This window comes from Pistricoccus aurantiacus, assembly GCF_007954585.1.
Lineage (GTDB): Bacteria > Pseudomonadota > Gammaproteobacteria > Pseudomonadales > Halomonadaceae > Pistricoccus > Pistricoccus aurantiacus.
In genome coordinates this window covers 1,765,810-1,786,894 of the sequence record NZ_CP042382.1, presented here as the reverse complement: position 1 = coordinate 1,786,894, position 21,085 = coordinate 1,765,810, and the positions used below count along the sequence as shown (strand labels likewise).

Genomic DNA, 21,085 nt, shown 5'->3' with positions numbered 1-21,085 from the left:
GAAGGCATGTCGTCTTGCTGAGTCGACATCCCTTCGCCAGTGTGAACTGAATCAGGTTCGACGGGTGTTCTCTCAGCCGGATGGCGCTGCCAACCGACACCCCGTGTCGTGAACTCGACCATAGCGTATCGACGCTAGATAGAACAGTGAAACAGGCACTCAAAACGCGAAAGCCTCCCGAAGGAGGCTTTCACAACGATCGATCGAATGTACAGCAACTAGCGAGCGCTCACTGATCGGCGACCATTCCCTGCACGCGCTGCATCAGTTGAGGATCCTGCTGGATCGCCTGACCGATGGCGTTGAAGGTTTCCACATCCAGACCGCTATCCTCCACCACGGCAACCATCTTGTCGTTGGCTTCCATGCGGACTTCCTGCTTGGCGGATTCATCGTCCGCGGATTGCAGTTTGTCGCTGTATTCCTGAGAAATCGCGGCAATTTCCTGAGAGGCATCGGCAAACTGCTGGAGCTGCTCATCGGAGAAGTCAGTCGCCGGCGCGGCGGACTGAGCTTGTGGCTGCTGGGTTTGTGCATCGGTGTCTTGCGCCATTGCTGGAGCAGCCATCACACCTGCGGAAAGAAGAACAGCGGAAAACAGTGCAGTCATCCGTTGCATGGTCATACCTCCTAGGATCTGTCATATGTGTGCCACCATGGGACGATACTTGTGTCCTTGGGTTCAATGCTTTCTCGTAATAAATCGCAATATTGCGTAATAAATTGCCGTATCGCGTCGCCACAGACCGACAAACCAATCGATAGTGTGAGGCAAGCCACTCTCCACGAGATCAGATTTTCTCAACAACACTCGCTCGCGATCCCGCTTTCAAAGCCGCTCCAGATAGCGCTTTCCGCCCAGATTATGCATCTGCTGACGAATCCAGCGGCTGCGCCCTTCAATACGCGGGCTGGGCGACGCCGCATCCCATTGACGAGGATTGGGCAAGATAGCCGCCAGACGACTCGCCTGCAGCGGACTCAACTGATCGGCGGAGACACCGAAATAATGCCGCGATGCGGCTTCCAGACCGAACACGCCATCGTCCCATTCGACGATATTGAGATACACTTCGAGAATCCTTTCCTTGGGCCACAGGATTTCGATCAACAGGGTAAACCAGGCTTCGAGGGCCTTTCTCACCCAGTCGCGCCCGGTCCAGAGAAACAGATTCTTGGCGGTCTGCTGGCTGATGGTACTGGCCCCACGCAGCTTGCCACCGTTGAACTTCGCTTCCAGCGCACGCCGAATCTGCTTGAAATCGAAGCCGTAATGATCCGGGAAGCGCTGATCTTCCGCAGCGATCACCGCCAGCTTGGCATGGACCGAAAGCTCGTCCCAGGAACGCCAGCTGTGCTGAATATCCAGCGGCTCTCCGGCGATCCAGGACTGTACCTTGCGCTCCACCATCACCATGGAACCGAACACCGGCACCACGCGAAACAACAGCACCAGGATCAAGGACACCGCCACGAAGCCTAGCACGCCGACGAGCAGCCACCGCAGCGTCTTGCGCTGCCAGGATCGGGACATGATAGACCTCGCGTCGTGAAGTGAAGCCGCAGTATAACAAGGACGAGAAACGAGAACGCCGGCCCAAGGCCGGCGATACCATCACTGACGTCTTTACGTCTAGCGCTTCTTGTGCAGATGCTCCGCGTGATAGCGCAGATGATCGTCGATGAAGGTCGCGATAAAGAAGTAGCTATGGTCGTAGCCCGGATGGCGCCGCAGGGTCAGAGGATGATCGTGCTCCTCGCAGACCGCCTCGAGCCGCTCCGGCTTGAGCTGTTCCTCGAGGAAGTTGTCCGCTTCGCCTTGATCGACAAACAGCGGCTGGCTGGAGGCGCCCTTGGCGACCAGCTCGCAGGCGTCGTACTGGGTCCAGGCGCCCTTATCCTCGCCCAGGTAGTTGCTGAAGGCCTTCTTGCCCCAAGGACTGTCGATGGGATTGACCACCGGGGAGAACGCCGATACCGAACTGTAGCGTCCGGGATGACGCAGCGCCAGTATCAGCGCGCCGTGGCCGCCCATGGAATGGCCGCTGATGGACTCGCGGCCGTTGAGCGGAAAGTGCTGGCGCGCCACGGAAGGCAGCTCTTCCGTGACGTAGTCGTACATGCGGTAGTGACGCGACCAGGGCTCCTGGGTGGCGTTGACGTAGAAGCCCGCGCCGGAGCCGAAGTCATAGCTGTCGTGCTCTCCGGGTAGATCGAGACCGCGAGGACTGGTATCCGGGCATAGAATGGCGATGCCCAACTGGGAAGCCAGCTTCTGGGCACCGGCCTTCTGCATGAAGTTCTCGTCGTTGCAGGTCAGCCCCGAAAGCCACCACAAGAGCGGCACCCGCTCGCTTTCCGCCTGAGGGGGCAGATAGATGGCGAAGATCATCTCGCAGTCCAGCGCTCGGGAATGATGCTTGTAGCGCTTGAGCCAGCCGTCGAAACACTTGGTCTCGGAAACCAGCTCCAGGGATTCCGTCATGGTCATGGTCGTCTCTCCTTGATCGAGAAAGCCCTCCGGCCGCGAAACCGTCAGCGGAGGGGCCTGTCAATGGCGCGATTTCAAGCGCCCGTCAGCGGCGTGGGATCGGCGCCTGTCAGCGGCGCGGGGTCGGGCGCCTGTCAATAGTGGAGCACGGTGCGAATACTTTCACCCTTGTGCAGCAAATCGAAGGCTTCGTTGATCTTTTCGAAGGACATGTCGTGGGTGATGAACTCGTCGATCTTGACCTTGCCGTTCATGTAGTCCTCGACATAGCCAGGCAGCTCGCTGCGCCCCTTGACGCCGCCGAAGGCGGAGCCTTTCCAGACCCGACCGGTGACCAGCTGAAACGGGCGGGTGGAGATTTCCTCTCCGGCGCCGGCCACGCCGATGATGATCGACTCACCCCAGCCCTTATGGCAGCATTCCAGCGCCGAGCGCATGACGTTGACGTTGCCGATGCACTCGAAGGAGTAGTCGACGCCGCCGTCAGTGAGATCGACGATCACCTGCTGGATGGGGTCGGAGTAATCCTTGGGATTGACGAACTCCGTGGCACCGAACTGGCGCGCCAGTTCGAACTTGTCCGGATTGACGTCGATGGCGATGATGCGACCCGCCTTGGCGATCTGGGCGCCCTGGATCACCGCCAGGCCGATGGCACCGAGGCCGAACACCGCCACCGTGGAACCCGGCTCCACCTTGGCGGTGTTGCGCACCGCGCCGATACCGGTGGTCACCCCGCAGCCCAGCAGACAGATCTTGTCCATGGGCGCTTCCTTGGATACCTTGGCCAAGGACACCTGAGGCAGCACGGTATATTCGGAAAAGGTCGAGCAGCCCATGTAATGGTGCAGCGGCTTGCCTTCGAAGGAGAAGCGCGTGGTGCCGTCCGGCATCAGCCCCTGTCCCTGGGTCGCGCGCACCGCGCTGCACAGGTTGGTCTTGCCGGAGAGACAGAACTTGCACTGACCGCACTCCGCGGTATAGAGCGGAATCACGTGATCACCGACCTGAAGATCGGTGACACCCTCGCCGACCTCCTCCACCACCCCGGCGCCTTCATGACCCAGCACGGAAGGAAACAGTCCTTCTGGATCCTTGCCGGAAAGCGTATAGGCATCCGTGTGGCAGACGCTGGTGGCGGCAATGCGTACCAGCACTTCACCAGCCTTGGGGCCTTCCACATCGATTTCCGCAAGCTCCAAGGGCTTGCCGGCTTCCAGTGCAATCGCGGCACGTGATTTCATTCTTGAGTCTCCTTGGGTAACGAGGCTGAAGCCATGACTGCCTCAGCGTAGGTAATGAACGTGTTGTCTGGCCAGTATAGAAAGAGTGTCCATTAGGGCAAGCCAAAAAAAGGCGCCAAGCGGCGCCAAAGGGTTGATCGCTAAAAATTTTTCGAAACCTTCTCAGCACTCGATGGCATTGACCGCCAGCCCGCCCTTCGATGTTTCCTTGTATTTCTCCTGCATGTCGGCGCCGGTGTCGCGCATGGTGCGGATCACCTTGTCCAGGGAGATGAAGTGCTCACCGTCACCGCGCATGGCCATCAGCGCCGCGTTGATCGCCTTCACCGAGGCGATGGCGTTACGCTCGATGCAGGGCACCTGCACCAGGCCGCCCACCGGATCGCAGGTCAGCCCCAGGTTGTGCTCGAGGCCGATTTCCGCGGCGTTTTCCACCTGGGCCGGGGTGCCGAACATCAACTCCGCCAGCCCAGCCGCCGCCATGGCGCAGGCGGAGCCCACCTCGCCCTGGCAGCCCACCTCGGCGCCGGAAATCGAGGCGTTCTTCTTGCACAGGATGCCCACCGCGCCGGCGGCCAGCAGGAAATCCACCACGTCCTTCTCGTCCGCCCCGGGCTGGAACTTCATGTAGTAGTGCAGCACCGCCGGGATGATGCCCGCCGCGCCATTGGTGGGGGCGGTGACCATGCGTCCACCGGCGGCGTTTTCCTCGTTGACCGCCAGGGCGAAGACGTTGACCCAGTCCATGGCGGAAAACGTCGAGGCGATCAGGCTCTGGCTATCCTCCATGGCCAGCAGCCGCTCGTGCAGCGCTTTCGCGCGGCGCTTGACGTTGAGTCCGCCGGGCAATATACCCCCTTGGTGCAGCCCCGCGTCGACGCAGTCTTTCATGGCCTCCCAGATGCGCCATAGCTCGCTGCGAATTTCCGCTTCGCTTCGCCAGGCCTTCTCGTTCTCCAGCATCAGTTGGCTGATGGTGAAATCGTGTTTCTTGCACAGCGCCAGCAGCTGTTCCGCGGAGTTGAAATCAAAGGGCAGCGTGGTGCTATCCGTGTCCAATTCGCCTGCCTGGGCCTGAGCCTCATCGATCACGAAACCGCCACCCACGGAATAATAGGTGTTGCGATACAGCTCTTCTTTATGGCCGTGAGCGATCAGACGCATGGCGTTGGGATGATGGGGCAGACTTTCGTCAAGCAGCCGCATGTCCCGCTGCCAGACGAAGGGAATCGCGTAGCGATTGTCCAGCATCAGGGTCTGGGCTTCCTGAAGTTCCTCGATACAAGGATTGATGATGCTCGGATCGATCTTGTCAGGGCGCTCACCCATCAAGCCCATGATCACCGCGAGATCGGTGCCGTGACCAATGCCGGTAGCGGAAAGCGAGCCATAAAGCGCGACCTCGACACCCGCGACCCGCTCGAGCAGATCCTGCTCACGCAGCTCCGCCACGAAATCATAAGCGGCCCGCATCGGGCCCACGGTATGCGAGCTGGATGGCCCCACACCGATCTTGAACAGGTCGAACACGCTGATTGCCATGACATCCTCCTGATGAAGCGAGAAAGATCTCGCTTGCATCGCTATTGTTAGATGGGTTTCGCCGGATATTTTGTTTGACTGATACTTTGACTATAGCGTGTCTCGAGAAATCCGCCTTGGCAAGGGAGAATAACTGGCCAGTAGTTTAGTTTTACTAAACCATAATCCTCAGGATCTCTTTTCCGGAGCCGGCAATGAACCAGACGCTCAATGGCCAGACCCATGCCTGGCTCAAGGTCTTCGCGGTCAGCGCACGTCATCTTTCCTTCACCTTGGCGGCGGAAGAACTGCACGTGACCACTGGCGCCGTCAGTCAGCAGATCAAGCAGCTCGAGGAGCGCTTGGGATTCAAGCTGTTTCTCCGGCGTCCCCGGCAGTTGGAGCTGACGGACGAGGGACGACGTCTGGCGCGAGTGGTAGACGATGCTTATCAGACGGTAGGTCAGGAGGTTCGCCGTCTACGTAGCGGGGTAATGAGCGGCGTGCTGCGGCTGCGCTCGGTACCTTCCTTCCTACTCAAGTGGGTCATGCCACGGCTGCCACGGCTACAGGCGCGCTTTCCGGATATCGAGCTGCGAGTCATCGCCGAGGACAGCAACCTTCCCCTGCGGGACGGAGATTTCGAGCTGGCCCTGGATCTCAACGACGGCCATTACCCGCGCTTTCATATCACGCCGCTGATGGATGAAGTGATATTCCCGGTCTGCGCGCCGTCCCTGATGCGCGGCAAGCCGCCACTGCGGCGCCCGGCGGACCTAGCCTGGTACCCGCTGCTGCACGATGTCACCGCCTGGCGAGGCAGCCACGATCACGCGGAATGGGAACACTACCTCCAAGCCATCGACGCGCCGAACCACAATGTGCGCCGCGGCTATACCTTCAACCGCAACCAGTTGACCATGGAGGCAGCGATCAACGGCATGGGGGTGGCCATCGCCCGGCAGACACTGATCACCAACGAGCTCAAGACCGGTGTCTTGATCGCGCCCTTTACCCAGCGGGTCACTACCGGCAAGCGCTATGGTATCGTTCACTCCCCGGGCGCCCTGGACGATCGTCGGGTGCGGGCGGTGCATGACTGGATCGTGGAGGAAGCCCGCCGCGCCGTCACCAGCGAGCCCTGACCGCCACCGGAGCCCCCGCTTCCGAGGAAGGCAGCACCTGGCGGTACCAACCAGCAAAGACTCTACGCTAATATAGACAGCTTGTTGTCCATTTAACGGAAAACAGTTTTTCAGGAATGCCTTGATTTCATGACTCCATCCACCGACATCCTTCGCTTTCGCCATATCTGCCTTCGCGCCCTGCTCTATATCCTGCTGATCGGCGCGCTGATGCAGGGCGTCTATCTGGAAGCGTTGTACCTGCCGGAGAGACGCTTTTCCGAAACCGGTTTTACCGAACTCGCCCAGTCCGGGGTCTTGCTGGCGAGTGCCATGCTGGCGCTTTATTTGTGGCGCCAACGGCCGGAAATGCCGGCCGTCTGCTGCCTTTTCTTCGCCTTCCTGGGCGCCTCGCTGATTCGCGAGCAGGATGCCTGGCTGGACCAATATGTAGCGGAAAACACCTGGAAAGTGCTAGTGGCCCTTTTGATACTGCCTTGCCTGTTTTACGTGATCCGTCGGCGCCATGTCTTCATCACCGAATTCGAAGGCTACGCCAACAGCTTTTCCTTTGGACTGTTTGCCGCAGGCTTTCTGACCACCTATGTCTTCTCGCGTCTCTACGGGCGGGGCGAAATGTGGGAAGCAGTGCTCGGCGATGCCTATCGACGGGTCTTCAAGGATGCAGCGGAGGAAGTCACGGAACTGCTCGGCTACACCTTGATGCTGGTGGCGATGATCGAGCTTTTCCTGCTGATCAGGCGTCGCTTGAAGCGGAGCTGATCCCTTTACCCCCTGTATAAACGAACGCCCCGCGGGATAACCGCAGGGCGTTTTCGATGCGTCTGAAGCTGGCGGGGTTACTCGTCCAGCCTATTCATCCGACTTACTCGTCCAGCCTATTCATCCGACTTACTCATCCAAGAACGACCGCAAGGATTCGGAGCGGGAAGGATGGCGCAGCTTGCGCAGGGCCTTGGCCTCGATCTGACGAATGCGCTCCCGGGTCACGTCGAACTGCTTGCCGACTTCCTCCAGGGTGTGATCGGTATTCATGTCGATACCGAAGCGCATGCGCAGCACCTTGGCCTCCCGGGCGGTCAGCCCCCCCAGCACGTTGCGGGTGGTTTCCACCAAGCCTTCGTCCGTGGCGGAGTCGACGGGCAGCACCAGGGTGCTGTCCTCGATGAAATCCCCCAGATGGGAATCGTCGTCGTCGCCGATGGGCGTCTCCATGGAGATCGGCTCCTTGGCGATCTTGAGCACCTTGCGCACCTTGTCTTCCGGCATCTCGAGACGCTCGCCGAGCTCCTCCGGGGTCGGCTCGCGGCCCATTTCCTGCAGCATCTGCCGGGACACGCGGTTGAGCTTGTTGATGGTCTCGATCATGTGCACCGGAATTCGGATGGTGCGCGCTTGGTCCGCGATGGAGCGGGTGATCGCCTGACGTATCCACCAGGTAGCATAGGTGGAGAACTTGTAACCCCGGCGATATTCGAACTTGTCCACCGCTTTCATCAGGCCGATATTGCCCTCCTGAATCAGATCCAGGAACTGAAGGCCACGGTTGGTATATTTCTTGGCGATGGAGATCACCAGGCGCAGATTGGCCTCGACCATTTCCTTCTTGGCTCGCCGCGCCTTGGCCTCGCCGATGGACATCCGCCGGTTGATCTCCTTGAGGGTCGCCACGCTCAGCTGAATCATGTCTTCCTCGAAACCGATCTTGCGCTGGGCGCGCTGAACGTCTTCGCGAAGCGGTTCGAGGCGTGCGGCATATTTGGCGTTATTGGCCTGGAACTCATCGAGCCATTCGACCCGGGATTCATTGCCCGGGAACGCCTTGATGAAGGTCTTGCGCGGCACTTTCGCCTGCTTGACGAACAGCTGCATGATCAGCTTTTCCTGAGCACGCACCTGCTCGATGCTGATCCTGATCTGACCGACCAGACGCTCGAAATGCTTGGGCACCAGCTTGATCGGCGAGAACAGCTCCGCCAGTCTCGTCTGTTCGGCGATAAATTCCTTGCTGGTGCGACCATGAGCCGCCAAGGCCGCCTTGGCCAGTACATTCTGTTCACGAATCTGCTCGAAACGCGCCCGGGACTCTTCCGGATCCGGACCGCCGACACTCTCCTCTTCGGCGGTATCGTCATCGTCGTCCTCGCCGTCGGCCTCACCGTCCGCGTCCAGCTCGGCTTCCGGCTCCGGCACTTCCGCCTCCGCGATCCCGGGGATACCCTCGTCCGGATCGATGAAACCGGAAAACAGATCCGACAGACGCCCCGGCGCCTCTTCGTCCTGAGTGACGTCATAGGCGTCGAGAATCGAATCCACCGCGCCGGGCAGATAGGCAAGCGCCGTCATGACTTCCCGGGTGCCTTCCTCGATACGCTTGGCGATTTCGATCTCGCCTTCCCGGGTCAACAGCTCGACGGTACCCATCTCGCGCATGTACATGCGCACCGGATCGGTGGTACGACCGACATCGCTTTCCACCGCGGCCAGAGCGGCCACGGCTTCCTCCGCGGCCTGTTCGTCCGTGGACTGATCCGACATCATCAGCGTGTCCTCGTCGGGAGCCACCTCGACGACGCTGATGCCCATGTCGTTGATCATGCCAATGATGTCTTCCACCTGATCCGGATCGGCGATATCCTCCGGAAGATGATCGTTGACCTCGGAGTAAGTCAGGTAACCCTGCTCCTTACCCCGTGCGATCAACTCCTTCAGACGTGACTGTTGCTGCGCATTTCCAGCCATAGAAACCCTATCTCGACGAAGAAGAATGGAGCACCCAAACGCGTTAGGCGACGAGAAGTCGTAAAGGCCTGCAGTATAGTGGCGAATCCTGCCATCCAGCCAGCATTGCGTTTGCTTCGACGCCTGGGTGTGTTAGTTTGTTTGGTTATGTCGGTAATGGGACGCTTGCCCACGTTGCCTATTTAGATGGTGATGTTAGGCAACAATTCAACCCTTGCGCCAATCCTTGGCAATTTTGCCGTGTCTCCCAACGTCGATCAGCGTGAAACATTCAGCGATTCAACGTCAGCAACAACTCTCCAAGCCGCTGTTTTTCTGCAAAATCCAATCTCTGCCCGGCTTTTTCCTTGGCCAGTAACTGCGCGTATTCGATTTCGGGGGGCTGTCGAGAGCGGCGTTGCCGGAAGTGATCGACCAGGGCTTTGAGCTCATTTCCGCGATCTTGACGGGCTATCAACACCTCGCGGCGTGCCAGCTCCGCCAGACGCTGCCCCTGTTCGCTGCCGTGGAAATGCGCGAGCAGCACCTGTGGACTGCGGTAGCGCCCGGCGCGCAACAGCTCGATAACTTCCCCACACAGCGCCCCATCCGGTTCATCCGGAGAACACCAGTCATTATCCTCGGGCAAGCGCGCGACCAGGGCCGGCTCGTGCACCAGCAGTTGCAGCGCCCGGGCCATCAGCCCCAGAGAGCTCGATTGGCGAGAGATCGCTCGGCGTGAGTTTACTCGGGATAACGCCGTCTCTGTACCTGATGAACCTGGCCTTGCATAATCCGCCGAGGCATTTCCTTGTAGCAAATCGCCGTACTGAGCGCCTCGAGCCGAAGAGGTCTCGCGGCTTGCCTGACGTGAGTTCGCCTCGGACAATAATGCTTGAAGGCGGCTCTGTTCGACGCCGGTGCGCCGGGAGAGTTCCCCCAGCAGCATCGCCTTGAGCACCCCTTCCGGCAGACGCTGCAGGGCCTTCAACACCTGACTGGCATAGCGCTCGCGATCCTCGATACGCGCCAGATCCCGCCCCTGGCCGGCTTCCTCGAAGAGAAATTCCGACAAGGGACTGGCGCAGGTGACTCGATCGCGAAAGGCATCCGCGCCTTCCCGGCGTACCAGGCTATCCGGATCTTCTCCCTCGGGAAGAAACAGAAAACGTACCTGGCGTCCATCGATCATCGACGGCAGCACGGTTTCCAGGGCGCGACTCGCCGCCTGACGTCCTGCGCGATCGCCATCGAAGCAGAACACCACCTCGCTTACCAGGCGGAAAAGCCTCTGCAGATGCTCCTCGCTGGTGGCGGTGCCCAAGGTGGCGCAGGCGTTGCGAATGCCGAACTGAGCCAGCGCCACCACGTCCATGTAGCCTTCCACTACCAGCAGCCGCTCGAGGTGACGATCCGCCTGGCGCGCTTCGTACAGGCCGTAAAGCTCACGACGCTTGTGGAATACCGGGGTCTCCGGAGAGTTCAGGTATTTCGGTTTGGCATCCCCCAGCACACGCCCGCCGAATCCCAGGGTACGGCCCTTGAAATCGCGGATCGGGAAGATCACTCGATCGCGAAAGCGGTCATAGCAGCGCCCGCTGTCCTCGTGATGGACCAGCAGACCATATTCGATCTGCACCGCGTCGCTGACCCCCTGCTCCCCCAGATGACGCTTGAGCGCTTCCCATTCCCTGGGGGCATAGCCGATAGCGAAATCCTTTTGAATCTCCGGCGCCAGGCCGCGCTTTTCGAGATAGCCCCGCGCCTGAGCCGCCTCCGGCATCTTCAAGCGGCTGCGAAAGAAGCGATTGGCCAGCTCCAGCAGATTGACCCCCTCCTGACGCTTGCGCTCCCGAGCCTTGGCCTGAGGGTCGTTGGCGCCCTCCCGAGGTACCTCCAAGCCTTGGCGAGCGGCCAGTTGCTCCACCGCCTCCGGGAAATGCAGGTTGTCATATTCCATCAGGAAACGTAGCGCGTTGCCGTGAGCACCGCAGCCGAAGCAGTGATAGAACTGCTTGTCCTGGCTGACGGTAAAGGACGGCGTCTTTTCCTGATGAAATGGACACAGCCCCGAATAGTTCTGACCGCTTTTCTTGAGCTGTACCCGCTCCCCCACCACCTCGACCACATCCGCACGAGCCAGCAAGTCATCGAGAAAGCGTTGAGGAATCTGACCCATGGGTGTGTGGCCTATCCAATTGGGCAAACGAGCGTGGCGTGAAAAACAAACGGCTACCCTAGGGCAGCCGCTTGGCGTCCTTCCGAGACGGCTTACCGTCTCCTGTACGGATCAATACATCCGTTCGAAGCGCTTGCGCTCACGCTGCAGCTTCTTGGCGTGACGCTTGACCGCGGCAGCAGCCTTGCGCTTGCGCTCCGCCGTGGGCTTCTCGTAATGCTCGCGACGACGCACTTCGGAGAGAACACCGGCTTTTTCACAGGAACGCTTGAAACGGCGCAGAGCGACGTCGAACGGCTCATTATCACGTACTTTGACAGAAGGCATTAAGCACTCACCTACCTTGAAATCTTGAGTTCGGTTTGTACGCACACCTCCGAGCCCTTCCATTGAAACTGCCCTTCCGGCCCTGCGCGAGCTTTTCGAAGCACACAACAAAGCACAAGACTAGGAAAAAGGGAGCCAACAGAGCCTTGGGCGCACGACCCAGTTTTGCAGCGGACGGTATTTTAGTCACCAACCCGCTATTTTGCAAATTCACCCTCGCTCAACAAAGCGCTGCCGACGGAAATCGTGGCGAGTACAATGGTGGAAACGCTTTCAACGAGACGACTTCATGCGGGTACTGGGCATCGAGACTTCCTGCGACGAAACCGGCGTCGCCATTTTCGACACCGAGCGCGGCCTTGTTGCCGACGCCTTGTATAGCCAGATCGCCATGCACGCGGACTACGGCGGCGTGGTGCCGGAGCTTGCCTCTCGGGATCACACCCGCAAACTGCTGCCGCTGATTCAGGAAGTGCTCGATCAGGCGAATCTCGAGCGGCGGGATCTGGATGGCATCGCCTATACCGCCGGCCCTGGCCTGGTAGGCGCGCTGATGGTCGGCGCGACCACCGCGCATGGATTGGCCCGGGCGCTTGGCATCCCGGTACTCGGCGTTCATCACATGGAAGGCCACCTGCTGGCGCCGATGCTCGAAAGCGAGCCGCCGGCCTTTCCCTTCGTCGCGCTGCTGGTGTCCGGCGGCCATACCCAGCTGGTGGAAGTGCGCGGGCTGGGCAAATACCGGCTGCTGGGGGAATCCGTGGACGACGCCGCCGGAGAAGCCTTCGACAAGGCCGCCAAGATGCTTGGCCTGGATTATCCCGGCGGCCCCAACGTGGCGCGACTCGCGGAACGAGGCGATTCGACGCGCTTTCGTTTCCCGCGGCCGATGACCGACCGACCAGGGCTCGATTTCAGCTTCTCGGGGCTAAAGACCCATACTCTGACCACGTTGCGAAAGCTGCAAAGCGCAGGCCAACTCGACGAACAGGGCAAGGCGGATATCGCCCGGGCCTTCGAGGACGCGGTGGTCGATACCCTGACCATCAAGTGCCGTCGGGCGCTGGATCAGACCGGCCTCAAGCGCCTGGTGATAGCCGGCGGCGTCAGCGCCAATACCCGACTGCGAGAACGCCTGAGCGGCGAGGCGGAAAAGCGCGGCGCTCGGGTCTTCTACCCGCGTGGGCGCTTCTGTACCGACAACGGCGCGATGATCGCCTATGTGGGGGCACAACGCTTGCTGGCGGGAGAGCGGGACGACAGCGTCATGAAGGCGTTACCACGCTGGTCTCTTGAAGGGTTACAGCCGCCTAGAACGCCTAACGATTGAACCGATCGTTCTGCGAAGATCCAGACGCCTGATCCAGGCGGGGCTCGGCTTTTTGGCGTAGCCGGCGAATATTTAGCCCATGCCGCAGCAGCACCAGCAGGGTAATCGCCGCCACCATCCACAGGTAGTCAGGCGCCAGCCACCAGGCAAGCACCGGGGCGAGCATGGCGCTGACCAGCGAGGCGACGGCGGCGGTACGCACCCGCCAGGCAAGCACCATCCAGCAGGCAGCGCAGATCAGCGCCAGGGAAGGCGTCAATACCAGCAGCACGCCAAAGGCGCTGGCCACTGCCTTGCCGCCCTTGAATCCGTACCATAGCGGATAGCTATGGCCCAACAGCACACAAAGACCAATCAGCCCTTGCGCTCCATTCGGCAGCGCCAAGGCTTTGGCTATCAGCAGCACGGGAACCCCTTTCACCGCATCCAGCATCAGGGTCGTCAGCGCCAGGCGCGGACCGTGCAGACGCAGCATGTTGGAGAAACCCGGATTGCAGGAACCTTCCTGTCGCGGATCCCCCAGGCCAGCCAGACGGCACACGCTCAGGGCGCCTAGCCAGGAGCCGCAAAGATAGGCCAGCAGCATCAGCGCGCCTACCAGTGTGACAAGAGAAGATGGCGGCATGCAAAACGGCTCTCGAGCAAGCGGTAAAATATGATTCTGCCCGCTTGCTCTCGTACAATCGAGAGCTTTGAATCGCGCCAGGGAGAAAGCCGATGGACCGAATACTGATCGAAGGACTAAACATCGAGACTGTCATCGGCGTTTACGACTGGGAACGGGAGATTTCACAGCGTCTGGTGCTCGATCTGGAACTGGCTGCTGATGTGCGCCCCGCCGCCGCCGATGACGATGTCGGCCAGACTCTGGACTACGCGGCCATCAGCCAGCGCATCATGGATTTTGCCGCCGAGACCCGCTTCGCCCTGGTGGAAACCTTCGCCGAACGACTTGCGGACAAGCTGCGTAAGGAGTTCGCGATTTCCTGGCTGCGGCTGACGGTGCGCAAGCCCGGAGCGATCGCCAACGCCGCCGCGGTAGGCGTGCGTATCGAACGTGGCAAGACGCAATGACCCGCCATGTGCTGCTCGGCATCGGCAGCAATCTCGATCCTCACAGGCATATCGTTGCCTGTCTGGACGCCCTGCAGGAACGCTTTGGCCCGCTTGAGATTTCCCGAGTCTTCGAAAGCCCGGCAGTAGGCTTGGAAAGTCCGGATCATTTCCACAATCTCGTCGTTGCCTTCGAAAGCGCCGCGCCAGTAGGCGACTTGCGTGCCTGGTGCAAGGCGCTGGAGCTTGCCCAAGGCCGCCTTGCAAACAGCTCCACGTCTGGCTCGCACACCCTGGATATCGATCTGCTGTGCGTGGGCGAGCTGACCGGCAATATCGACGGCGTGGTTCTGCCTCGGGGGGATATTGAGCGCTATGCCTTTGTTTTGAAGCCTCTGGCGGAGCTGCTGCCGGAGGCCTGCCATCCGCAAAACGGCTTGACCTACGCCGCCCTATGGGCTGCCTTCGATGCAACCGAGCAACCCTTGTGGCCGATAGATTTCCGTTGGCGAGAACGGCGTATCTCCTGGCCGGACTAGCCCCGCGTACTGCGACTAAAATCTTGATTCTCTTATTCGACGCTTTGCTTATCTACTTCTACTGTTATTGCTAGAAGCATAAAATTATAAGGAAACTCGTCGATGGAAAAACTCGCGCGAAAACTCGGGCTTCAAACCGATCCGACCATTTTCTTCGTTTCAGCAGGCATCATGGTGGTCTTTCTCATCACCCTGCTGGTGATCCCGGAGGAAATCGAGCAGGCCTTTGGCGCGGGACGCACCTGGATCGTCACCAACCTTGGCTGGTTTTTCATCTTTGGCGTCACCAGCTGGGTCATCTTTCTGCTGTGGGTGGCGATAAGCCGCTACGGTGCGATTCGCCTGGGGGGCAATGACGCCAAGCCGGATTATGGCAATATCTCCTGGTTCACCATGCTGTTCGCCGGCGGCATCGGCACCGTGCTGATGTTCTGGGGCGTGGCGGAGCCAATCTCCCACTTCTCCAATCCGCCACATCCGGAAGTCGAACCCTTCACCGTGGAAGCCGCGGACGACGCCATCGGTTTCGCGATCTATCACTTGGGGCTGCACACCTGGGCAATCTTCACCCTGCCGGGGCTGGCCTTCGCCTATTTCATCTATCGCTACAACCTGCCGATGCGTTACAGCTCCGTGTTCTATCCGCTGATCGGTGATCGCATCTACGGGCCCATCGGCAAGACCCTGGATGTCTTCGCGGTGCTCGGCACCCTGTTCGGCGTCGCGGTGTCCATCGGCCTGGGCACCCAGCAGATCAATGCCGGCCTCAGCGAGCTGTTCGGTATTTCGAATGCGGTCATGCCGAAGGTCATCATCATCGCCATCCTGACCACCGTCGCCGTGGGTTCCATCGTTGCCGGCCTGGACTCGGGCGTGAAGCTTCTGTCCAACATCAATATCGGCATGGCAGTGGGCTTGATGCTGTTCGTGCTGTTCACCGGATCCACGGTATTCCTGCTGCGCGCCACCATCGAGACGCTCGGGCTTTATATCTACAACATTGTGCCGATGGCCTTCTGGAACGATACCCTGGCCCAGTACACCCACGAAGAAGGCGGCTGGGGTTGGCAGGGTAACTGGACCGTCTTCTACTGGGCCTGGACCGTGACCTGGTCGCCATTCATCGGCATCTTCGTGGCGCGTATTTCTCGGGGACGCACCATCCGCGAGTTCGTCCTCGGGGTACTCTTCGCTCCCTCGATCTTTACCCTGATCTGGTTCGCCATCTTCGGCTGGTCCGCCATGCAGATCGACGGCATCGGTGCGGAGGCGCGAGCTGCTCTCGGCGCTCAGGCCGGGGAGCTTTCCGCCGCGGTGGCAGAGAGCGTGCCGCTGGCAATGTTCGCTTTCTTCGAGCACTTTCCCTTTGCCACCATCGTCAAAGGCCTGGCGGTGCTGATCGTGGCAATCTTCTTCGCCACCTCCTCGGATTCCGCCTCTCTGGTGGTAGACATGCTGTGCACCGGCACCCCGGAGCCCGGCCCGGTGCGTCAGCGCCTGTTCTGGGGTATTTCCGAAGGGGTGCTGGCGGCCATGCTGATCGTGCTGGCCGGCGAAACCGGACTGCTTGCCTTGCAGCAGGTCATTACGGTAATCGGCCTGCCGATCTTCATCCTGGCCTTTATCATGATGATCGGCCTGTTCAAAGGCTTATCCCAGGAACATATTCACAAGACCAGCGTAGGCGAGCCGCCCAGGGTCGAGGATCTATAGCGCAACGAGCGCAAAGCAACTGTCAGAGCGGCCAGCAGGCCGCTCAAGACTCGCGCACGTTATATTTCCAGGCCTGATCCTCATCCATCATCTTCTTCGCCGCAACAATCAGCAGGAACTGAATGACGATCACCGGAAGCCCCATCAGCCCGGAGACCACCTCCAGCGGCGCCAATCCTCCCACCTGCATGAGGACCAGCGCCATCGCCGTGATCACCAGGGCAATGACGATGCGCAGTATCCGAGCCGGCTCGTTGTGGCTCATGTCCCGGGTGCTGGTGTAGGCGGCCACGGTGTAGGTCGTTGAATCCAAGGTAGTGGTCAGGAAAATCATCGCCACCAGGATAAATACCGCCACCGCCAGATTGCCCAGCGGCAGGGTTTCGAGGATGCTCGGGATCGCCACCATGCGCGCCTGTTCTTCCACCAGCACCAGGACGTCGAGATTGCCTTCCAGATAATGATAGACGCCCAGCCCCCCCAGCACCCCGCTGGCCACCCAGGCGATCGCCGCTGGCGCCAGCAGGTAGGTCAGGATCATCTCCTTGATCGTGCGCCCGTAGGAAATCTTTGCCGCGAAGACGCTGTGCAGCAGTGCCCAGGTGGCGCTGTAGGCAAACCAGAACACGGTATTGCTCTGCACGTGGGAGGCGCCGCCCTCGCGTACGGATCCGGTGCCTAGTGACATTTCCAGATAACGCGAGAACAGAAAGGCGATGCTGTCCGAGAAGAAGTTCAGGATGAACACCCCCGGCCCGGCGAAAAGAATGAACAGTGCAAAGGCGCCGGCCAGATAGATATTGAAGGTGCTCAGGCGCTTGATGCCCTTTTCGATGCCCAGATAGGCGCTGATCGAGAACATCACGACCCAGACAAGGGTCACCGTCAGGGTCAGGCTGAACGTCACCTCGATATCGATCAGTTCCGCCAGGTTGTAGGTCACGATGGGCGCGCCCAGCCCCAGGGTCACCGCCGCGCCGCTGAGAATGCTGACCAGGAACAGGATATCCAGGAACGCTCCGCCCAGGCCATCGACCACTCTGTCGCCGAGCACGCTGCGCGAGGCTTCCGAAATGCGCATCAAGGGACGCTGACGTACGTGCAGGATATATCCCATGGCCGGGGCGATGATCACGAAAATCGCGAACACCTGAAAACCCCACAGAAACATGCCATAAGCGCCACCCCACAACAGGGACTCCGGCGAGCCGGCCTCTACCCCCGCCGGCGGATCGTTGGCCACCGCAGTCCACTGCAGCATGCCGGTGCGCATGATGGTGGAACCGAGTCCCATGGCGATCAGGATGGAGGCATACTCGAACAGGGTGAAGCGAGGCGCCTTCTTGGGATCTCCCAGGACGACACGACCGTAGCGGGAAAAGGCCAGGTAAAGTCCTATGATCACCAAGGCAACGCCGTACCAGAGATAGCCCCAACTGAACCCATGAACGATGGCATCGAATATGCCATTGAGCAGATCCAGTGAGCGCTGTTCATAAAGAACGAAAGGGACGCTGATCGCAACGACGATCAGCAAGGCGGGTACAAATATCTTGTAATCAAGCATCATGTCTTTCATATAACCTCCATGTCACCGCGCGAAACATACCGTATTTTTCAGCGTCGCGCTTCCCGAGGGAGAATTCTTCATGAGTCATTGGATACGCTGCCGCTGCGGCAAGCTGCAAGGCCGCCTGACGCCGCCGAGCCAGGTTAACCGCTGCGTCTGCTACTGCACGGACTGCCAGGCCTTCGCGCATTGCCTGAAGCGCGAGAAGGAGATCCTCGATGCCGCCGGCGGCAGCGATGTCGTTCAACTCCTGCCCAGGCATGTCACCTTTACCCAGGGGCTCGAGCATCTGGCCTGCATGCGTCTGACCCCGAAGGGGCTGCTGCGCTGGTACGCGGCCTGCTGCAATACCGCCATCGGCAACACTCCGGCCAATTTCAAGCTTTCCTTCGTCGGTCTGGTCGCCGATTGCCTGACGAGCGAGCAGGATTCGCTGGACGAGGCCTTCGGCCCGGTGCGCATGCGCGTCTTTACCCGCCACGCCAAGGGCGAGCCCAAGCCGAAAACCACCGGCCTGCCCGGCGGTGTCTGGCGCGCGGGTCGCATGTTCCTGACCGCACGGCTGAACGGCGACTACCGGAAAACGCCTTTTTTCTCGGAGAGCGGCACGCCTGTAGTCGCGCCGACGGTACTTGGCGAGCAGGCGCTACATGATATAAAGCGCCAGTTATGAACAGAATAGGCATAGCGCCATCGGTTTATTGAACAGGCCTAGCGTTCGCTCAAGGCAAGACGAACACCCAACCCGACGAAGAGGCCGCCCAGGCCTCTATCGAGCCAGGCTGCCAAGCGACGATTGTAGCGCAGCGCAGTTGCCAGCCGCGCCCCGGCGATGACCAGCGGCGGTTCGATGAGTGCGGCGATGGCGATGATCAGCGCGCCGTGAAGAAACAGTTGCGCCGACATCGGCCCGGCGCCCGCCACCACGAATTGCGGCAGGAAAGCGAGAAAGAATATCGCGACCTTGGGATTGAGCGCCGACACCAGCATACCTTGCCGGAAGGTTTTCCAGGACGCTTGCGGGCTTGGCGGCGTATCCGCGGCAAGCGCCCCACCCGCTGATGTGAGCATCTTGATACCCAGCCAGATCAGATAGGCGGCGCCAATCCACTTGACGACCGAGAACGCGACCGCCGAAAGTCCGGCCGCCGCCATCAATACATGCAGGAAGGCACCGGTCCAGACACCAAACATCGCGGCGAAACCGGCGCGTTGGCCGCCGGTGGCCGTCTGTCCCAGAATGAACGCCATGTCGGGACCCGGTGAAAGGTTGAGCAGGATTGCCGCGGAGCCGAAGGTGGCCCAGTGCAGAAGGGTGTAATCGAACATCACGAAGTATTTCCATATTGAAGAGTCGCCAGTCATTATTCTGCCCTACCCCGTCACGAAGAGCCTCACCGCTTCGACGAATTCCTGCGCCGCCGGCGCGCGGCCAAAGGCGATTGCCTTGTGGTCAAGCCGAGCCAAAAATGGGATAAAGAGAACACAAGCGATCAATGATGGCAGTGGCTGGAGGTGCACCATGTCCGTCGCGATGCACAAGACCCAGATGTTACTGGAGAAGATTCAATCGCTCCCGGAAGATCGGTTCGCGCAGGTCGAAGATTTCGTGGATTTTCTGAAGGAGCGCACGGCGCGCGAAGAGGAAGTCGCTGATAAGAAGGAAACGCTGGATTTTCCTGTTATCAGCGTAGGCAAGTGGCCTAAGGATTTGAGTCTGCGCCGGGAGGATATGTACAGCGATGACGGACGGTAACGCGCTATTCATCGATACCAACATTTTGATTTACGCTAATGTCATGGAAACACCGTTCCATGAACAGGCACTGGCAGCAATCAATACGGCGCGCTGGGGGGGGTCGGACCCTCTGGATTAGTCGACAGATCATTCGCGAATATCTGGTGACCATGACCCGCCCGCAAACTTTCGAGAATCTATCCAAAGCCACGGTGCTCGAGCAGGTCGATCAGTTTGTCGAGCACTTCCATATCGCCGACGATACCGCCACCGTAACCAACCAGTTGACTAGGTTGGTGAACGATTTTCCTATCGGCGGCAAACAGGTTCATGATGCCAATATCGTGGCGACCCTTCTCGCCTACGATATCCCTTGCCTATTGACCCACAACATCAAGGATTTCGAGCGCTTTGACAAAACCATCGTCATCGAGCGTATCAACGAAGCGTGACCTCCCTATCGCCTACCCCGCGATAAACCGCCTCACCGCCTCGACGAATTCCTGGGCCGCCGGCTCGCGGCCCAGCAGCAGATGACCATCGCTCGCCAAGCTCATGAACTGCGCATTGGGAATGGTGGCGGCGATTTCCTGGGCCAAGCCGATCGGAATGCGCCCGTCTCGTTGCGAGTGAGTGACCAGAGTGGGTATGCACACTAGTTCTACTGTGCCGTAAAGTTGCTGCCGGGCGTGGACGCAGGCCTCGGCGATGCCGCGTACTTAAGTTCGGATGGTGCGATGCCGGCTCCTACCAAGCTTGGACGCATGGGCTCCCGGCCTAGCCCTGAGAACGGTGCTCATAGTCACAGATTCCGTTGTCTACATCTCGCCCGTATCCCAGGCAGTCAGCCCCGGCGCGATTGCCACCGCCGTAGCGCGGCTGTGACTCACCAATAGCCAGCTCTCGTCACTGAACCGTTTCATCGCGGGCAACTTACGCCGGGACCACAGCGGTCGCGTCATTCGTGCAGCCGGCGGCGATTCTCGTACAATTCCTCACCGAGACGAAATACGATGTCAGTGATCTCGGCTTCTCCCCTCCCCGTGTAGTCGAGCTCCACATACAAAACTGCTGTAGCACCTCGAAGATATATAGGCGAGACGAGCCGTCTCTGGGAGCAACCATCAATCATCCACGTATTGACGCCAGTCAACGTCGATGTTCATGTATTCTCGAATCAACCCCTGGCGGACTGCTCGCCGGCTCGCGCCGTATCTCATTTGTAGAGCGCGTAGGTAGAAGACTGATGGGAATGCCTGGCCACGTATGGGTAAGACCTCGAAATTTTCGCGCAGATGGCGCAAGGCGCGAGCGAATCCTTCGCGGTACCCACGAAGCCAAGTTTGATTTCCGCCAGCACGACGAATTACAGCCGCGTCCGTGTCAGGGCGTGGTTCTAGAGGCCTAAAGCCATGGATCGACTCCGCATCGTTGGGTAGAGTGGATGCCATCCGGGCCAGCGTGTCAGCAAAACCATAAGCACGTCCACCATAGAGCGGCACCTCACGTCCCAA

The 21,085-nt window shown here is 59.9% G+C and carries 21 protein-coding genes and 1 riboswitch; of the genes, 9 read left to right on the top strand and 12 right to left on the bottom strand.

Features of this window, described 5'->3' with window-relative positions; translation table 11 throughout:
* Nucleotides 1–11: 11 nt before the first annotated feature.
* A riboswitch (TPP riboswitch) is annotated at nucleotides 12–114 on the bottom strand.
* A 115-nt stretch (nucleotides 115–229) separates the two neighbouring features.
* From FGL86_RS08570 to FGL86_RS08550, 5 genes are all read right to left on the bottom strand, one after another.
* Complete coding sequence (locus FGL86_RS08570; protein ID WP_147184176.1) at nucleotides 230–619, bottom strand: DUF4168 domain-containing protein; 390 nt, start codon at nucleotides 617–619, stop codon at nucleotides 230–232.
* 210 nt (nucleotides 620–829) lie between these two features.
* Nucleotides 830–1,534 (bottom strand): monofunctional biosynthetic peptidoglycan transglycosylase, encoded by a 705-nt coding sequence (gene mtgA, locus FGL86_RS08565; RefSeq protein WP_186764502.1) that lies wholly within the window; start codon nucleotides 1,532–1,534, stop codon nucleotides 830–832.
* Nucleotides 1,535–1,633: 99 nt separating this feature from the next.
* A complete protein-coding gene (fghA, locus tag FGL86_RS08560) occupies nucleotides 1,634–2,491 on the bottom strand; it encodes an S-formylglutathione hydrolase (protein ID WP_147184174.1) in 858 nt (285 codons plus the stop codon).
* A gap of 134 nt (nucleotides 2,492–2,625) precedes the next feature.
* Nucleotides 2,626–3,735 carry an S-(hydroxymethyl)glutathione dehydrogenase/class III alcohol dehydrogenase gene (locus FGL86_RS08555; protein WP_147184173.1) on the bottom strand — a complete coding sequence of 370 codons (1,110 nt, stop codon included), beginning with the start codon at nucleotides 3,733–3,735 and terminating at the stop codon, nucleotides 2,626–2,628.
* A 162-nt stretch (nucleotides 3,736–3,897) separates the two neighbouring features.
* Nucleotides 3,898–5,277 (bottom strand): L-serine ammonia-lyase, encoded by a 1,380-nt coding sequence (locus FGL86_RS08550; RefSeq protein ID WP_147184172.1) that lies wholly within the window; start codon nucleotides 5,275–5,277, stop codon nucleotides 3,898–3,900.
* A 194-nt stretch (nucleotides 5,278–5,471) separates the two neighbouring features.
* Here FGL86_RS08550 and FGL86_RS08545 point away from each other — a divergent pair, with 194 nt between their 5' ends.
* Together FGL86_RS08545 and FGL86_RS08540 are read left to right on the top strand one after the other, a co-directional pair.
* Nucleotides 5,472–6,401 carry a LysR substrate-binding domain-containing protein gene (locus tag FGL86_RS08545; protein WP_147184171.1) on the top strand — a complete coding sequence of 310 codons (930 nt, stop codon included), beginning with the start codon at nucleotides 5,472–5,474 and terminating at the stop codon, nucleotides 6,399–6,401.
* Between the two features lie 129 nt (nucleotides 6,402–6,530).
* On the top strand, nucleotides 6,531–7,163 hold the full coding sequence (locus FGL86_RS08540) for a hypothetical protein (RefSeq protein WP_147184170.1): 633 nt from the start codon (nucleotides 6,531–6,533) through the stop codon (nucleotides 7,161–7,163).
* Between the two features lie 129 nt (nucleotides 7,164–7,292).
* Here the strand turns inward: FGL86_RS08540 and rpoD are convergent, their stop codons facing one another.
* The 3 genes from rpoD to rpsU form a co-directional block, all read right to left on the bottom strand.
* A complete protein-coding gene (gene rpoD, locus FGL86_RS08535; RefSeq protein ID WP_147184169.1) occupies nucleotides 7,293–9,143 on the bottom strand; it encodes an RNA polymerase sigma factor RpoD in 1,851 nt (616 codons plus the stop codon).
* Between the two features lie 271 nt (nucleotides 9,144–9,414).
* Complete coding sequence (gene dnaG / locus FGL86_RS08530) at nucleotides 9,415–11,301, bottom strand: DNA primase (RefSeq protein ID WP_147184168.1); 1,887 nt, start codon at nucleotides 11,299–11,301, stop codon at nucleotides 9,415–9,417.
* Nucleotides 11,302–11,412: 111 nt separating this feature from the next.
* Nucleotides 11,413–11,628, bottom strand: coding sequence for a 30S ribosomal protein S21 (gene rpsU / locus FGL86_RS08525; protein ID WP_019952611.1), 216 nt, complete (start codon nucleotides 11,626–11,628; stop codon nucleotides 11,413–11,415).
* Between the two features lie 289 nt (nucleotides 11,629–11,917).
* Here rpsU and tsaD point away from each other — a divergent pair, with 289 nt between their 5' ends.
* A complete protein-coding gene (tsaD, locus tag FGL86_RS08520; RefSeq protein ID WP_147184167.1) occupies nucleotides 11,918–12,958 on the top strand; it encodes a tRNA (adenosine(37)-N6)-threonylcarbamoyltransferase complex transferase subunit TsaD in 1,041 nt (346 codons plus the stop codon).
* Here the strand turns inward: tsaD and plsY are convergent.
* A complete protein-coding gene (gene plsY / locus FGL86_RS08515) occupies nucleotides 12,948–13,583 on the bottom strand; it encodes a glycerol-3-phosphate 1-O-acyltransferase PlsY (protein WP_147184166.1) in 636 nt (211 codons plus the stop codon). The two genes, tsaD and plsY, sit on opposite strands and share 11 nt — an antisense overlap.
* A gap of 92 nt (nucleotides 13,584–13,675) precedes the next feature.
* Between plsY and folB the strand changes: the two genes are divergently transcribed.
* From folB to FGL86_RS08500, 3 genes are all read left to right on the top strand, one after another.
* Nucleotides 13,676–14,032 carry a dihydroneopterin aldolase gene (gene folB / locus FGL86_RS08510; protein ID WP_147184165.1) on the top strand — a complete coding sequence of 119 codons (357 nt, stop codon included), beginning with the start codon at nucleotides 13,676–13,678 and terminating at the stop codon, nucleotides 14,030–14,032.
* The gene (gene folK / locus FGL86_RS08505) at nucleotides 14,029–14,550 is read left to right on the top strand and encodes a 2-amino-4-hydroxy-6-hydroxymethyldihydropteridine diphosphokinase (protein ID WP_147184164.1); all 522 of its coding nucleotides are present in this window, start codon (nucleotides 14,029–14,031) and stop codon (nucleotides 14,548–14,550) included. The genes folB and folK overlap by 4 nt, the downstream gene beginning before the upstream one ends.
* Nucleotides 14,551–14,652: 102 nt before the next feature.
* Nucleotides 14,653–16,263 (top strand): BCCT family transporter, encoded by a 1,611-nt coding sequence (locus FGL86_RS08500; protein ID WP_147184163.1) that lies wholly within the window; start codon nucleotides 14,653–14,655, stop codon nucleotides 16,261–16,263.
* A 43-nt stretch (nucleotides 16,264–16,306) separates the two neighbouring features.
* Here FGL86_RS08500 and FGL86_RS08495 read toward each other — a convergent pair whose 3' ends face one another.
* Entirely contained in the window at nucleotides 16,307–17,842 is a 1,536-nt protein-coding gene (locus FGL86_RS08495) for a BCCT family transporter (RefSeq protein ID WP_222433813.1), read from the bottom strand.
* A gap of 70 nt (nucleotides 17,843–17,912) precedes the next feature.
* On the opposite strand from FGL86_RS08495, the gene FGL86_RS08490 reads away from it, so the two are divergent.
* Nucleotides 17,913–18,506: a DUF6151 family protein gene (locus FGL86_RS08490; protein ID WP_147184162.1), complete on the top strand. Its 594-nt coding sequence runs from the start codon at nucleotides 17,913–17,915 to the stop codon at nucleotides 18,504–18,506.
* A gap of 38 nt (nucleotides 18,507–18,544) precedes the next feature.
* On the opposite strand, the gene FGL86_RS08485 is transcribed toward FGL86_RS08490, so the two are convergent.
* Nucleotides 18,545–19,162 carry a LysE family translocator gene (locus tag FGL86_RS08485; RefSeq protein ID WP_147184161.1) on the bottom strand — a complete coding sequence of 206 codons (618 nt, stop codon included), beginning with the start codon at nucleotides 19,160–19,162 and terminating at the stop codon, nucleotides 18,545–18,547.
* Between the two features lie 193 nt (nucleotides 19,163–19,355).
* Here FGL86_RS08485 and FGL86_RS08480 point away from each other — a divergent pair, with 193 nt between their 5' ends.
* Complete coding sequence (locus FGL86_RS08480) at nucleotides 19,356–19,589, top strand: DUF2281 domain-containing protein (RefSeq protein ID WP_147184160.1); 234 nt, start codon at nucleotides 19,356–19,358, stop codon at nucleotides 19,587–19,589.
* Between the two features lie 59 nt (nucleotides 19,590–19,648).
* A complete protein-coding gene (locus tag FGL86_RS08475; protein ID WP_147184159.1) occupies nucleotides 19,649–20,023 on the top strand; it encodes a type II toxin-antitoxin system VapC family toxin in 375 nt (124 codons plus the stop codon).
* A gap of 12 nt (nucleotides 20,024–20,035) precedes the next feature.
* On the opposite strand, the gene FGL86_RS08470 is transcribed toward FGL86_RS08475, so the two are convergent.
* Nucleotides 20,036–20,227 carry an alpha/beta fold hydrolase gene (locus FGL86_RS08470; RefSeq protein ID WP_147184158.1) on the bottom strand — a complete coding sequence of 64 codons (192 nt, stop codon included), beginning with the start codon at nucleotides 20,225–20,227 and terminating at the stop codon, nucleotides 20,036–20,038.
* Between the last annotated feature and the right edge of the window lie 858 nt (nucleotides 20,228–21,085).

What these genes read in the sequence shown, in the direction of transcription:
- FGL86_RS08540 (WP_147184170.1), top strand. Translation starts at nt 6,531, where the DNA reads ATGACTCCATCCACCGACATCCTTCGCTTTCGCCATATCTGCCTTCGC.
- plsY (WP_147184166.1), bottom strand. Translation starts at nt 13,583, where the DNA reads ATGCCGCCATCTTCTCTTGTCACACTGGTAGGCGCGCTGATGCTGCTG.
- FGL86_RS08490 (WP_147184162.1), top strand. Translation starts at nt 17,913, where the DNA reads ATGAGTCATTGGATACGCTGCCGCTGCGGCAAGCTGCAAGGCCGCCTG.
- FGL86_RS08480 (WP_147184160.1), top strand. Translation starts at nt 19,356, where the DNA reads ATGTCCGTCGCGATGCACAAGACCCAGATGTTACTGGAGAAGATTCAA.
- rpoD (WP_147184169.1), bottom strand. Translation starts at nt 9,143, where the DNA reads ATGGCTGGAAATGCGCAGCAACAGTCACGTCTGAAGGAGTTGATCGCA.
- FGL86_RS08545 (WP_147184171.1), top strand. Translation starts at nt 5,472, where the DNA reads ATGAACCAGACGCTCAATGGCCAGACCCATGCCTGGCTCAAGGTCTTC.
- dnaG (WP_147184168.1), bottom strand. Translation starts at nt 11,301, where the DNA reads ATGGGTCAGATTCCTCAACGCTTTCTCGATGACTTGCTGGCTCGTGCG.
- FGL86_RS08570 (WP_147184176.1), bottom strand. Translation starts at nt 619, where the DNA reads ATGCAACGGATGACTGCACTGTTTTCCGCTGTTCTTCTTTCCGCAGGT.
- FGL86_RS08550 (WP_147184172.1), bottom strand. Translation starts at nt 5,277, where the DNA reads ATGGCAATCAGCGTGTTCGACCTGTTCAAGATCGGTGTGGGGCCATCC.
- fghA (WP_147184174.1), bottom strand. Translation starts at nt 2,491, where the DNA reads ATGACCATGACGGAATCCCTGGAGCTGGTTTCCGAGACCAAGTGTTTC.
- rpsU (WP_019952611.1), bottom strand. Translation starts at nt 11,628, where the DNA reads ATGCCTTCTGTCAAAGTACGTGATAATGAGCCGTTCGACGTCGCTCTG.
- FGL86_RS08555 (WP_147184173.1), bottom strand. Translation starts at nt 3,735, where the DNA reads ATGAAATCACGTGCCGCGATTGCACTGGAAGCCGGCAAGCCCTTGGAG.
- mtgA (WP_186764502.1), bottom strand. Translation starts at nt 1,534, where the DNA reads ATGTCCCGATCCTGGCAGCGCAAGACGCTGCGGTGGCTGCTCGTCGGC.
- folB (WP_147184165.1), top strand. Translation starts at nt 13,676, where the DNA reads ATGGACCGAATACTGATCGAAGGACTAAACATCGAGACTGTCATCGGC.
- FGL86_RS08485 (WP_147184161.1), bottom strand. Translation starts at nt 19,162, where the DNA reads ATGTTCGATTACACCCTTCTGCACTGGGCCACCTTCGGCTCCGCGGCA.
- folK (WP_147184164.1), top strand. Translation starts at nt 14,029, where the DNA reads ATGACCCGCCATGTGCTGCTCGGCATCGGCAGCAATCTCGATCCTCAC.
- FGL86_RS08500 (WP_147184163.1), top strand. Translation starts at nt 14,653, where the DNA reads ATGGAAAAACTCGCGCGAAAACTCGGGCTTCAAACCGATCCGACCATT.
- tsaD (WP_147184167.1), top strand. Translation starts at nt 11,918, where the DNA reads ATGCGGGTACTGGGCATCGAGACTTCCTGCGACGAAACCGGCGTCGCC.
- FGL86_RS08475 (WP_147184159.1), top strand. Translation starts at nt 19,649, where the DNA reads ATGAACAGGCACTGGCAGCAATCAATACGGCGCGCTGGGGGGGGTCGG.
- FGL86_RS08495 (WP_222433813.1), bottom strand. Translation starts at nt 17,842, where the DNA reads ATGAAAGACATGATGCTTGATTACAAGATATTTGTACCCGCCTTGCTG.